Below are 11819 nucleotides of genomic sequence, written 5' to 3'. Positions count from 1 at the left end.
AGGGGGAAGAAGATGTCGTTAACTTTTTACTGGTACCCTAAATGCGGAACGTGCCGCAAAGCGAAAAAATGGCTTGAAGAGCATGGAAAAGAAATCAACGAAATACATATTGCAGAGCAGCCTCCAAGCAAAGAGGAGCTAAAATCGCTTTATGAAAAAAGCGGGCTGGATTTAAAGAAATTCTTCAACACAAGCGGCATGAAATACCGTGAACTGAATCTGAAGGAAAAGCTATATCACATGTCAGAGGATGAACAGCTTGAACTGCTGGCTTCAGACGGAATGCTGATTAAGCGCCCACTCACAACAGACGGCGAAAAAGTGACAGTCGGCTTTAAAGAAGATCAATTTGAAGAAAACTGGTCATAATGTAAATTTTTTTTGAAAAGTGTGGTATCTTCTTATTATAGTGCTGTAAAAAATGGAGGGATTCAATTGAGCATACCTAAAGATTTACGTTACTCAGAAGAACACGAGTGGGTAAAAGTTAAAGGAGAAAAAGCCAAAATCGGCATTACCCATTTTGCCCAGTCCGAGCTCGGTGACATCGTGTTTGTTGAGCTTCCTGAAGTCGGCGCTGAAATCAAAGCGGACGAGCCTTTCGGAAGTGTAGAATCCGTAAAAACGGTATCTGAGCTTTACGCACCGATTAACGGAACTGTAGTGGAAGTAAACGAGGATCTTGATGACAGCCCGGAATTCGTCAACGAATCTCCGTATGAAAAAGCATGGATGATCGTCGTTGAACCGTCTGACGCGTCTGAAATTGAAAAACTAATGACAGCAGAGCAATACGAAGAGATGACACAACAAGACTAAAACTGGATAGCTGAGCAGGCAATTGGATACGCTAACGCTATGGGAGGTGTCCAATATGGCTTTCAGCAAACAAAAGCTCGATGTCACCAATGATGTGACAGGCCGCTTTCAAAATGGCCGGCTCTCGTTATATCATGAAGATGAGATGATCGGCCAAATGACAGGCATGAATGAATATGAGCTAAAGTCCGGCTTTACCTATGAAAATGAAAAATTTTATAAGACAGCCGACGTGATTTCAGGAGACGATCAGAAGTATGTTGATTGTGACTACGAAAGCGGCTGGTGTTAATGTTGGCGGTGAATTTCACTGCCTTCTTTTACAATCTGAACGTTTCAAATTTGACGCGGCAGGTGAAGCAGATGAACATGGACGAACTGGAAAAAGTCATGATTGTTGAAGGGAAATCAGATAAAGAAAAGATCGAAAGCGTCCTGAATGAGCCAGTGCGCATTATCTGCACAAACGGAACAATCAGCCAGCTGAAGCTGGAGGAATTGGCAGACGAGCTTTACGAGAAGGACGTCTATATTTTGGTTGATGCCGATGAATCAGGCGAGAAATTGAGAAAACAGCTGAAAAGGGAATTTAATGAAGCCTACCATTTATATATCGACAGAGCCTATAAGGAAGTGGAGGCGGCGCCCAGACACCATATAGCATCTGTATTACTGAGCGCGAATCTGAATGTCCATACGAATTTTCTTGAAAGAAAGACCTGAGGTGTTATAGCATGAAAGAACTCCAAGAGCAAGAGCTTGAACACATTACTGATGATGTGTATCTCCTATATTTATATACTCCGTTTTGCGGTACCTGCCAGCTGGCAAGCAAAATGCTGACGGTCGTCGAAGACATGCTCCCGTCTGTCGCCTTCTATAAAAATAATCTCAACTATTCTCCGGCGTTTGCTAAAGCATATCAAATTGAAAGCGTCCCTTGTTTTCTGCTGTTTAAGGACGGAAAAGTAATTGAAAGAGGGTATGCGTTTCATTCCGTTTCTTATTTATATGAGCTGATCAAACAAAAATCATCTTCTGCATCTCATTTATGACATTTTTCTCGGCGCATTCCAATGAATTTGTCGTTCGTTTTATAAAGGGGTTCTTGCGCTGAAGAGAGAAATGTGTATGTATGACCAACAAATAGGAGGTTGTACAAATGGAGAAAGCGGAAGTTTTAGAAGATGATGTCCAGCATCTGTTTTTAAAACCCCTTTTGAACGCTTCGACATTGCTCATTACCTTCCAAGGAGAAACAGAAGCCTTAACCGTCTCAATAAACGAACAGGGAGAAATGACAAAAGTTTCTCCGCCCCAAACGTCCAACCTGACCTTTTATGGAAACCAAACAGAAATCATTCATCTTTTGCATGGAGACATTTCCCTTCAGCACTTGATCCAGAGCGGAAGCCTAAAGGTAAAGGGTTCATTCAGAGCGCTGTTAAAGCTGGAAGCCATTCTTTGGCTGACAAACGGTTTTTTTCAGAGGATTCTAAAGAATTAAAAAATAGCAAATTATTATAATAGTAAAAGTTTACATCATTTATTTTATTGACATTTTATGATTCGCCATGCTATTCTACATTAAGAATTTCCGGACGAAAAAGACTATATATTTCTCTTATCAAGAGAGGTGGAGGGAAGTGCCCTATGAAGCCCGGCAACCATCAACATTGTTGAAATGGTGCCAATTCACACGAAGCGTTAAGCTTTGAAAGATGAGAGAAAGGCGTTTTATATAAGCCTTTCTGCTCAAGTGTGCAGAAAGGCTTTTCTTTTGCAAAAAAAACCGGAAGATTTCTTAGAATAGTGTTAAGGCAGGTGATTGCTTTGATCAATCTTCAGGATGTTTCAAAAGTGTATAAGTCGAAACATGGAGATGTCAATGCTGTCCAAAATGTCTCGCTTTCCATCAAAAAAGGTGAGATTTTTGGAATTATAGGATATAGCGGAGCTGGTAAAAGTTCCTTAATCCGTCTGCTGAACGGACTTGAGAAACCAAGCTCAGGAATCGTGGAAGTGGCGGGAACGAAGATTAATGAAGTAAACGGACGCGATTTAAGAAAAGCGCGCCATGAAATCAGTATGATATTCCAGCACTTCAATTTGCTCTGGTCGCGCACTGTCAGAGATAACATCATGTTTCCTTTAGAAATTGCCGGGGTGAAAAAAAGCGAGCGGATCAAGCGTGCCAATGAACTGATTAAACTGGTAGGTTTAGAAGGAAAAGAGAAATCTTACCCGTCTCAGCTGAGCGGCGGACAAAAGCAGAGGGTCGGAATCGCCAGAGCGCTCGCAAACAATCCGAAGGTTCTCCTTTGTGATGAAGCGACATCAGCTTTAGATCCGCAAACAACCGATTCAATCTTGGATCTTTTGTCCGATATTAATGAAAGACTCGGTTTGACGATTGTGCTGATCACACATGAAATGCACGTCATCCGCAAAATCTGCAACAGAGTCGCCGTTATGGAAAACGGAAAGGTTGTTGAAGAAGGAGAAGTTCTCGATGTCTTCAAGAATCCAAAGGAAGACATGACAAAACGGTTTGTTCAGCAGGTGACTGAGCCTGAAGAAACAAAAGAAACACTTCAGCATCTTCTTGACGAAAAAGCGTCAGGAACAACGGTTCAGCTCACATTTGTCGGTGATTCAGCTGAACAGCCTCTGATTACTGAGATGATCAGAAACTTCAATGTCAGCGTCAATATTCTGCAGGGGAAAATCTCGCAGACGAAGGACGGGGCATACGGTTCATTGTTTATTCATATTGACGGTGATGAGGAAGAAGTGCAAAACGTGATCCGGTTTATTAATGACAAACAGGTGAAAGCAGAGGTGATCACGAATGTTTGAAAAATACTTCCCGAACGTTGATGTAACTGAATTGTGGAACGCGACATACGAAACGCTTTATATGACGCTGATCTCCTTGGTTTTTGCCTTTGTCATCGGGGTGATCCTCGGCCTGCTGCTCTTTCTCACAAGCAAAGGGAGCCTCTGGCAGAACAAAGCGGTCAACACTGTAATTGCGGCTATTGTCAATGTATTCAGGTCTATTCCGTTCCTCATTTTAATTATTTTATTACTAGGTTTTACGAAGTTTTTAGTCGGCACCATCTTAGGGCCGAACGCGGCACTGCCGGCGTTAGTCATCGGCTCAGCCCCGTTTTACGCGCGGCTCGCTGAAATTGCGCTGCGCGAGGTGGATAAGGGCGTCATCGAAGCTGCGAAATCAATGGGAGCTAAAACATCTACCATTATTTTCAAAGTGCTGCTCCCGGAATCCATGCCGGCCCTTATTTCTGGGATTACGGTTACGGCCATTGCATTGATCGGCTCAACGGCCATTGCGGGCGCCATCGGTTCAGGAGGACTTGGAAACCTTGCATATGTAGAAGGCTATCAGTCTAATAATACTGATGTTACCTTCGTTGCTACTGTATTTATTTTAATCATCGTTTTCATTATTCAAATGATCGGTGATGTCATAACAAATATAATAGACAAACGATAAGGGAGGATTTACATTGAAAAAGCTATTTTTGGGTGCATTACTACTTGTATTTGCAGGAGTTATGGCTGCCTGCGGTTCTAATAACGCTGAATCCGGCAAGAAAGAAATTGTTGTTGCAGCTACAAAAACACCGCATGCAGAAATTTTAAAAGAAGCTGAACCATTGTTAAAAGAGAAAGGCTACACACTGAAAGTGAAAGTGCTTAGTGATTACAAAATGTACAACAAAGCCTTAGCTGATAAAGAAGTGGATGCAAACTTCTTCCAGCACATTCCTTACCTTGAGCAAGAAATGAAAGAAAACAAAGATTATAAACTTGTGAATGCCGGTGCGATTCACTTAGAGCCATTCGGTATTTATTCTAAAAAATATAAATCATTAAAAGAGCTTCCCGACGGTGCGACAATTATCCTGACAAATAACGTTGCTGAACAAGGCCGTATGCTTGCAATGCTTGAGAATGCAGGATTAATTACACTTGACTCTAAAGTGGAGACAGTCGATGCAACACTGAAAGACATTAAGAAAAACCCGAAACACCTTCAGTTTAAAAAAGTAGCGCCTGAATTAACGGCAAAAGCATATGAAAACAAAGAAGGAGACGCGGCCTTCATCAATGTGAACTACGCGATCCAAAATAAATTAAATCCTAAAAAAGACGCGATTGAAGTGGAATCAACAAAAGATAACCCTTACGCCAATATCATTGCAGTGAGAGATGGCGAAGAGGATTCTGCAAAAATCAAAGCGCTGATGGAAGTTCTTCACTCTAAAAAGATTAAAGACTTCATCGAGAAGAAATATGACGGAGCTGTTCTCCCAGTCTCTGAATAAGATTGAAACCCCGGATGAGAAATCCGGGGTTTTTTTCGGGTATTTTCCTAAAAGCTGTTCATAATAAAAAGGAATGTTAAACAGATGGAGGGATTTTCTTTGAATCAAGACAGAGGAAGCATGCAGGACGCGCTAAAACAGTATAAATTAGGTTTAGGCACATTTGAACAAAAGATGCCGCTGATGGGAAGAAAGTTTAACGAGTTTACTGAACAATGCTTTGCCGGCAATTCTCTGACTGAAAGAGAAAAACAGCTGATCGCCCTCGGAATCGCCATCAATGCTCAGGATGAATATTGCATGATCTATCACACAAAAGGCTGTCTTGATGAGGGAGCGACAGAAGAAAACATTCTCGAAGCAGTCAGTGTGGCAGCGGCGTTCGGAGGCGGAGCTGCTCTAAGCCAAGGTGTGACAGTTGTCCAGCAGTGTATAGAGGAATTTGGAAACACTACGCATTAGAAGAAGGAATATTCCGAAAAACGATTCTCATTGCAACTCAAAGGGTCCTTTCGTCTCATCCGATGTTATATCAAGCCATATCCATTTTGCAGCATCGGTCTTGGAGCTGATACAATAGCAGTAAATAAATGAAGGGATTGATTCATTATTTGCAGCAGCCAGGACAGACTGGACCTCGATTATACGTCAGAAATGGAAAAAGCGATGCAGCTGTCTCATGGAATCGGATACGAGGAATACGGACGCCGGCTGGATACAAGAATGGAAGTTGAGCGGCAGAGAGAGCTTGAATATAAAAAATGCAAGCGGTATTCTGCAGAGCTTAATGAGAAAATCGGTCTTTAAAAAAAGGGTGGGAATCCACTCTTTTTCTTTTTCAATTGCTTTAATAAAGTGCTGAACTTTGTTAAACTTGAGAAATGTGCAAGGCACGATAAAAAGTTGTATTTACTTTTCATTTGTTATAAAATTAGAATGAGAATAAAATGAGAATTATGATTATATATTTTTGGAGGTATAGATATGGCTGCTTCAACATTAACGATCAAAGATCTTCACGTTGAAATCGAAGGGAAAGAGATCTTAAAAGGTGTAAACCTTGAAATAAAAGGCGGAGAGTTCCACGCGGTAATGGGACCGAACGGTACTGGTAAATCAACTTTGTCAGCTGCTATTATGGGGCATCCTAAATATGAAGTAACAAAAGGCAGCATCACGCTTGACGGCAAAGATGTACTGGAGATGGAAGTGGACGAGCGTGCGCAGGCAGGTTTGTTCCTTGCGATGCAGTACCCAAGTGAAATCAGCGGTGTGACAAATGCCGACTTCCTTCGTTCTGCGATCAACGCGCGCAGAGAAGAAGGCGATGAAATTTCTCTGATGAAATTCATCCGCAAAATGGACGAAAACATGGAATTCTTAGAAATGGACCCTGAAATGGCTCAGCGCTACCTCAACGAAGGCTTCTCAGGCGGAGAGAAAAAACGCAACGAAATCCTTCAATTAATGATGATTGAACCGAAAATCGCCATTCTTGATGAAATCGACTCAGGTCTTGATATTGACGCTCTGAAAGTTGTATCAAAAGGGATCAACAAAATGCGCAGCGAAAGCTTCGGCTGCCTGATGATCACTCACTATCAGCGCCTGTTAAACTACATCACTCCTGATGTTGTTCACGTTATGATGCAAGGCCGCGTTGTAAAATCCGGCGGTGCAGAGCTTGCACAGCGTCTTGAAGCAGAAGGTTATGACTGGATCAAAAAAGAACTTGGCATTGAAGACGAAACTGTAGGCCAAGAAGCGTAAGCGTTAGGGGGATTAATATGACACTAGATACAAAACTATCCGTAGATCAGGAGTATCTCAAAAGCTTTTCCGAAAAGCATCAAGAACCTGCCTGGCTGAAAAACCTGCGCTTACAGGCTCTTGAACAAGCTGAGGATCTGCCGATGCCGAAGCCTGACAAAACAAAAATCACAAATTGGAACTTCACGAACTTCGCGAAGCATACAGTTGATAATGAGCCGCTTTCTTCATTAGAAGATTTGACTGATGAAGCAAAAGCGCTGATCGATGTTGAAAACGAAGATAAAACGTTATATGTTCAGCGTGATCAGACGCCTGCATTCCTTTCTCTTTCTCAGGAATTGAAAGACAAAGGCGTCATCTTTACTGATATTTTGACTGCTGCACGCGAGCACAGCGACTTAGTGGAGAAATACTTTATGAAAGACGGCGTGAAGGTTGATGAGCATAAATTAACCGCACTTCACGCAGCTCTTGTGAACGGAGGGGCATTCCTATATGTTCCGAAAAATGTTCAGGTGGAGACGCCGGTTCAGGCTGTTTATGTCCACGAGAGCAACGATACAGCTCTATTCAACCACGTATTGATTGTGGCGGAAGACCATAGCTCAGTAACGTATGTAGAAAACTACATCAGCACGGTTAACCCGAAAGATGCTGTATTCAATATTATCAGTGAGGTTATCACAGGTGATAATGCCAGTGTGACATACGGTGCGGTGGATACTCTGTCTTCCGGCGTAACAACTTATGTCAACCGCCGCGGTGCTGCGCGCGGACGCGACAGCAAAATCGAGTGGGCTCTCGGCCTCATGAACGATGGCGACACCATTTCCGAAAACACAACAAACCTTTACGGTGACGGCACTTACGGCGACACGAAAACCGTTGTTGTCGGAAGAGGAGAGCAAACAGAAAACTTTACGACACAAATCATTCATTTCGGTAAAGCTTCTGAAGGATATATCTTGAAGCACGGTGTGATGAAAGATTCCGCTTCTTCTATCTTTAACGGAATCGGCAAAATCGAACATGGTGCTTCTAAAGCGAATGCGGAACAGGAATCCCGTGTGCTGATGCTCAGCGAAAAAGCGCGCGGAGACGCAAATCCTATTCTTTTAATCGACGAAGACGATGTAACGGCAGGACATGCGGCATCTGTCGGCCGTGTGGATCCTATTCAGCTTTACTACCTGATGAGCCGCGGTATTTCGAAAGAAGAAGCAGAACGCTTAGTCATCTACGGATTCCTTGCGCCGGTAGTTAACGAACTTCCGATTGAAGGCGTTAAGAAACAATTGGTTTCTGTTATCGAAAGGAAAGTGAAGTAATGAATATCACAGATATTCGTGAACAGTTCCCGATCCTTCATCAGCAAGTGAACGGACATGATCTCGTTTATCTCGACAGCGCGGCGACTTCCCAGAAGCCGCGTGCTGTCATTGAAACACTGGATAAGTATTATAACCAATACAATTCCAATGTTCACCGGGGCGTCCATACGCTTGGAACCAGAGCGACAGACGGTTATGAAGGAGCGCGTGAAAAAGTCCGCAAGTTTATTAACGCGAAGTCAATGGCTGAGATTATTTTCACAAAAGGCACGACCACATCACTGAACATGGTGGCGCTAAGCTATGCACGCGCTAACCTCAAACCGGGTGATGAAGTGGTCATCACCTATATGGAGCATCATGCGAATATCATTCCGTGGCAGCAGGCTGTCAAAGCGACTGGCGCTACATTAAAATATATTCCGCTGCAGGAAGACGGCACGATTTCATTAGATGATGTCAGAGCAACGGTCACAAGCAATACAAAGATTGTTGCGGTATCTCATGTGTCTAACGTTCTCGGCACGGTCAACCCGATAAAAGAAATGGCGAAAATCGCTCATGACAATGGGGCTGTTATTGTGGTGGACGGTGCACAAAGCGCGCCTCACATGAAAATTGACGTGCAGGATCTCGATTGCGACTTCTTTGCGCTTTCTTCCCACAAAATGTGCGGCCCTACCGGAGTAGGTGTGCTGTACGGAAAGAAAGCCCTGCTGGAAAACATGGAGCCTGCCGAATTCGGCGGTGAAATGATCGACTTTGTCGGGCTTTATGAATCAACTTGGAAAGAGCTTCCGTGGAAATTCGAAGCGGGTACTCCGATTATTGCTGGAGCAATCGGTCTTGGTGCCGCCATTGATTTTCTTGAAGAAATCGGCCTTGATGAGATTTCCCGCCACGAGCACAAGCTTGCAGCTTATGCGCTTGAACGCTTCCGTCAACTTGACGGCGTGACGGTTTACGGACCGGAAGAGCGTGCCGGGCTGATCACATTTAATCTTAATGATGTTCATCCGCACGATGTGGCAACCGTACTTGATGCGGAAGGGATCGCTGTCAGAGCCGGTCACCATTGCGCCCAGCCGCTGATGAAATGGCTGGATGTAACTGCTACTGCGAGAGCAAGCTTTTATCTGTATAATACAGAGGAAGAGATTGATAAGCTTGTGGAAGCTCTTCAAAAGACAAAGGAGTATTTTACAAATGTCTTTTAATGCAAACTTAGATACATTGTACAGACAAGTGATTATGGATCATTACAAAAACCCGCGCAACAAAGGGGTTTTGAATGACAGCATCGTCGTGGATATGAACAATCCGACATGCGGCGACCGTATCAGACTGACAATGAAGCTTGACGGAGACATCGTGGAAGATGCGAAATTTGAAGGGGAAGGCTGTTCCATTTCAATGGCATCCGCTTCGATGATGACTCAGGCGATTAAAGGGAAAGATATTGAAACAGCCCTGTCCATGTCTAAGATTTTCTCGGATATGATGCAAGGGAAAGAGTATGATGATTCTATAGATTTGGGTGATATTGAAGCCCTTCAAGGCGTTTCAAAATTCCCGGCCCGTATTAAATGTGCAACCCTGTCATGGAAGGCACTTGAAAAAGGAGTCGCTAAAGAAGAGGGCGGCAATTAAAAGGATTGGAGTGAAAATGGATGGCTAAAAAAATGCCTGATATTGGTGAATACAAATATGGTTTTCACGACAAGGACGTTTCCATTTTCCGTTCAGAGCGCGGATTGACAAAAGAAATCGTAGAAGAAATTTCTCGCATGAAAGAAGAGCCTCAATGGATGCTTGATTTCCGCTTGAAATCACTTGAACATTTCTACAACATGCCAATGCCACAATGGGGCGGAGATCTAAACTCACTGAACTTTGACGAAATTACGTACTACGTAAAACCGTCTGAGCGTTCAGAGCGTTCTTGGGATGAAGTTCCTGAAGAAATTAAGCAAACATTCGACAAGCTCGGGATTCCTGAAGCTGAACAAAAATACCTTGCGGGGGTTTCTGCTCAGTACGAATCTGAGGTTGTATACCACAACATGAAGGAAGATCTTGAAGCGCAAGGCATCGTCTTTAAAGACACAGACAGCGCGCTGAAAGAAAATGAAGACATTTTCCGTGAGCACTGGGCAAAAGTGATTCCGCCGACTGATAACAAGTTCGCGGCGCTGAACTCAGCTGTTTGGTCCGGCGGATCTTTCATCTACGTGCCAAAAGGCGTAAAGGTTGAAACACCGCTTCAAGCTTACTTCCGTATCAACTCTGAAAACATGGGTCAGTTCGAACGTACGCTGATCATCGTTGACGAAGAAGCAAGCGTGCATTACGTTGAGGGATGTACTGCGCCTGTTTACACAACAAACTCACTTCACAGTGCGGTTGTTGAGATCATCGTTAAAAAAGGCGGCTACTGCCGTTATACAACGATCCAAAACTGGGCGAACAACGTTTACAACCTAGTAACGAAGCGTACAGTATGTGAAGAAAACGCAACGATGGAATGGATCGACGGCAACATCGGTTCTAAACTGACAATGAAATATCCTGCTTGTATCCTAAAAGGCGAAGGCGCGCGCGGTATGACGCTTTCTATCGCTCTTGCAGGTAAAGGCCAGCATCAGGATGCGGGTGCGAAAATGATTCACCTTGCACCAAACACATCATCCACAATCGTATCAAAATCGATTTCAAAACAAGGCGGAAAAGTAACGTACCGCGGAATCGTCCACTTCGGACGCAAAGCGGAAGGCGCCCGTTCCAACATCGAGTGCGATACGCTCATTATGGATAACAAATCAACGTCAGACACAATTCCTTACAATGAAATCTTAAATGATAACATTTCATTGGAGCACGAAGCGAAAGTGTCTAAAGTATCTGAAGAGCAGCTCTTCTACTTGATGAGCCGCGGTATTTCTGAAGAAGAAGCAACTGAAATGATCGTAATGGGCTTCATCGAGCCATTCACAAAAGAGCTTCCAATGGAATACGCAGTTGAAATGAACCGTTTGATTAAATTCGAGATGGAAGGTTCTATTGGATAAAAAAGAAATATCCTTTATATATCAAGGGTTTGAGAGGTTTTTATAAATTGTGAAATTATCGGCGTGCCGATTTCATGCCGAGTTGATTTTATCTTTTGTGTAGGAGGCGAACTTTTTAAGTTCGTCTTCTTCTATTTTTTGGTGATGGCAAGATAAGTATCTGCTGTTGTTTTAATGCTTTTATGCCCAAGTCGATTTGAAACATTTACTAAGCTTACACTGATTCAAGCATCAGAACAGCATGTGTATTTTTAAAGCAGTGGGTGCCTTTATAATCAACGCCTACTTTTTTACAATATTCTTGCATTGTATTACGGATAATAGAAGTTGTTAAATAATGACCGTTATAATTTTGAAAGATAATACCCTCTTCATTTTTACCTTGGAAAACTATTTCAAATAGAAATTCAATCATTATAAGTGAGGCTATAAGACAAGTGATATAATTTATTTGAAAAGCTAGTTAAAGGAGA

16 protein-coding genes and 1 riboswitch are annotated in these 11819 nt (G+C 43.0%); all 16 genes read left to right on the top strand.

What is annotated here, in order from left to right:
- Positions 1–12: 12 nt before the first annotated feature.
- The 16 genes from V6D42_RS10435 to sufB all read left to right on the top strand — a co-directional run bounded on the left by V6D42_RS10435 (position 13) and on the right by sufB (position 11346).
- A complete protein-coding gene (locus tag V6D42_RS10435) occupies positions 13–369 on the top strand; it encodes an arsenate reductase family protein (RefSeq protein ID WP_024122775.1) in 357 nt (118 codons plus the stop codon).
- Positions 370–435: 66 nt separating this feature from the next.
- Positions 436–819 carry a glycine cleavage system protein GcvH gene (gene gcvH, locus V6D42_RS10430; protein WP_333513166.1) on the top strand — a complete coding sequence of 128 codons (384 nt, stop codon included), beginning with the start codon at positions 436–438 and terminating at the stop codon, positions 817–819.
- Between the two features lie 55 nt (positions 820–874).
- Positions 875–1111, top strand: a complete 237-nt coding sequence (locus tag V6D42_RS10425) for a YusG family protein (RefSeq protein WP_326329627.1) — start codon at positions 875–877, stop codon at positions 1109–1111.
- Positions 1112–1188: 77 nt separating this feature from the next.
- Positions 1189–1542, top strand: a complete 354-nt coding sequence (locus tag V6D42_RS10420; protein WP_010331797.1) for a toprim domain-containing protein — start codon at positions 1189–1191, stop codon at positions 1540–1542.
- Positions 1543–1553: 11 nt separating this feature from the next.
- Positions 1554–1874 carry a thioredoxin family protein gene (locus V6D42_RS10415; RefSeq protein ID WP_168748696.1) on the top strand — a complete coding sequence of 107 codons (321 nt, stop codon included), beginning with the start codon at positions 1554–1556 and terminating at the stop codon, positions 1872–1874.
- 107 nt (positions 1875–1981) lie between these two features.
- Positions 1982–2326, top strand: a complete 345-nt coding sequence (locus V6D42_RS10410) for an SCP2 sterol-binding domain-containing protein (protein WP_326329632.1) — start codon at positions 1982–1984, stop codon at positions 2324–2326.
- A gap of 114 nt (positions 2327–2440) precedes the next feature.
- A riboswitch (SAM riboswitch) is annotated at positions 2441–2547 on the top strand.
- A gap of 105 nt (positions 2548–2652) precedes the next feature.
- Positions 2653–3678, top strand: coding sequence for a methionine ABC transporter ATP-binding protein MetN (gene metN / locus V6D42_RS10405; protein WP_326329634.1), 1026 nt, complete (start codon positions 2653–2655; stop codon positions 3676–3678).
- On the top strand, positions 3671–4339 hold the full coding sequence (metP, locus tag V6D42_RS10400; RefSeq protein ID WP_010331792.1) for a methionine ABC transporter permease MetP: 669 nt from the start codon (positions 3671–3673) through the stop codon (positions 4337–4339). Before metN ends, metP begins: the two co-directional genes overlap by 8 nt.
- 13 nt (positions 4340–4352) lie before the next feature.
- Positions 4353–5174 carry a methionine ABC transporter substrate-binding lipoprotein MetQ gene (gene metQ, locus V6D42_RS10395; RefSeq protein WP_010331791.1) on the top strand — a complete coding sequence of 274 codons (822 nt, stop codon included), beginning with the start codon at positions 4353–4355 and terminating at the stop codon, positions 5172–5174.
- 84 nt (positions 5175–5258) lie between these two features.
- Positions 5259–5636 (top strand): carboxymuconolactone decarboxylase family protein, encoded by a 378-nt coding sequence (locus V6D42_RS10390; RefSeq protein ID WP_003222796.1) that lies wholly within the window; start codon positions 5259–5261, stop codon positions 5634–5636.
- A gap of 192 nt (positions 5637–5828) precedes the next feature.
- Positions 5829–5981 (top strand): hypothetical protein, encoded by a 153-nt coding sequence (locus V6D42_RS10385; RefSeq protein ID WP_010331789.1) that lies wholly within the window; start codon positions 5829–5831, stop codon positions 5979–5981.
- Positions 5982–6158: 177 nt separating this feature from the next.
- On the top strand, positions 6159–6944 hold the full coding sequence (gene sufC, locus V6D42_RS10380; protein WP_010331788.1) for a Fe-S cluster assembly ATPase SufC: 786 nt from the start codon (positions 6159–6161) through the stop codon (positions 6942–6944).
- Between the two features lie 17 nt (positions 6945–6961).
- Positions 6962–8275 carry a Fe-S cluster assembly protein SufD gene (sufD, locus tag V6D42_RS10375; RefSeq protein WP_010331787.1) on the top strand — a complete coding sequence of 438 codons (1314 nt, stop codon included), beginning with the start codon at positions 6962–6964 and terminating at the stop codon, positions 8273–8275.
- Positions 8275–9495, top strand: a complete 1221-nt coding sequence (gene sufS / locus V6D42_RS10370; protein WP_333513165.1) for a cysteine desulfurase SufS — start codon at positions 8275–8277, stop codon at positions 9493–9495. Before sufD ends, sufS begins: the two co-directional genes overlap by 1 nt.
- Positions 9485–9928: a Fe-S cluster assembly sulfur transfer protein SufU gene (gene sufU / locus V6D42_RS10365; protein ID WP_003222809.1), complete on the top strand. Its 444-nt coding sequence runs from the start codon at positions 9485–9487 to the stop codon at positions 9926–9928. Before sufS ends, sufU begins: the two co-directional genes overlap by 11 nt.
- Before the next feature lie 20 nt (positions 9929–9948).
- The gene (gene sufB / locus V6D42_RS10360; protein ID WP_003228608.1) at positions 9949–11346 is read left to right on the top strand and encodes a Fe-S cluster assembly protein SufB; all 1398 of its coding nucleotides are present in this window, start codon (positions 9949–9951) and stop codon (positions 11344–11346) included.
- The last annotated feature ends 473 nt before the right edge of the window (positions 11347–11819 follow it).

The organism is Bacillus sp. 0909A (assembly GCF_036765115.1).
Taxonomy (GTDB): Bacteria; Bacillota; Bacilli; order Bacillales; family Bacillaceae; genus Bacillus; species Bacillus mojavensis.
This window is presented reverse-complemented; position numbering and strand designations above follow the sequence as displayed.

Excerpts from the sequence above, each read along its gene's own strand:
- V6D42_RS10435 (WP_024122775.1), top strand. The coding sequence starts at position 13 with ATGTCGTTAACTTTTTACTGGTACCCTAAATGCGGAACGTGCCGCAAA.
- V6D42_RS10425 (WP_326329627.1), top strand. The coding sequence starts at position 875 with ATGGCTTTCAGCAAACAAAAGCTCGATGTCACCAATGATGTGACAGGC.
- V6D42_RS10420 (WP_010331797.1), top strand. The coding sequence starts at position 1,189 with ATGGACGAACTGGAAAAAGTCATGATTGTTGAAGGGAAATCAGATAAA.
- V6D42_RS10415 (WP_168748696.1), top strand. The coding sequence starts at position 1,554 with ATGAAAGAACTCCAAGAGCAAGAGCTTGAACACATTACTGATGATGTG.
- V6D42_RS10410 (WP_326329632.1), top strand. The coding sequence starts at position 1,982 with ATGGAGAAAGCGGAAGTTTTAGAAGATGATGTCCAGCATCTGTTTTTA.
- metP (WP_010331792.1), top strand. The coding sequence starts at position 3,671 with ATGTTTGAAAAATACTTCCCGAACGTTGATGTAACTGAATTGTGGAAC.
- V6D42_RS10390 (WP_003222796.1), top strand. The coding sequence starts at position 5,259 with ATGGAGGGATTTTCTTTGAATCAAGACAGAGGAAGCATGCAGGACGCG.
- V6D42_RS10385 (WP_010331789.1), top strand. The coding sequence starts at position 5,829 with ATGGAAAAAGCGATGCAGCTGTCTCATGGAATCGGATACGAGGAATAC.
- sufC (WP_010331788.1), top strand. The coding sequence starts at position 6,159 with ATGGCTGCTTCAACATTAACGATCAAAGATCTTCACGTTGAAATCGAA.
- sufD (WP_010331787.1), top strand. The coding sequence starts at position 6,962 with ATGACACTAGATACAAAACTATCCGTAGATCAGGAGTATCTCAAAAGC.
- sufS (WP_333513165.1), top strand. The coding sequence starts at position 8,275 with ATGAATATCACAGATATTCGTGAACAGTTCCCGATCCTTCATCAGCAA.
- sufU (WP_003222809.1), top strand. The coding sequence starts at position 9,485 with ATGTCTTTTAATGCAAACTTAGATACATTGTACAGACAAGTGATTATG.
- sufB (WP_003228608.1), top strand. The coding sequence starts at position 9,949 with ATGGCTAAAAAAATGCCTGATATTGGTGAATACAAATATGGTTTTCAC.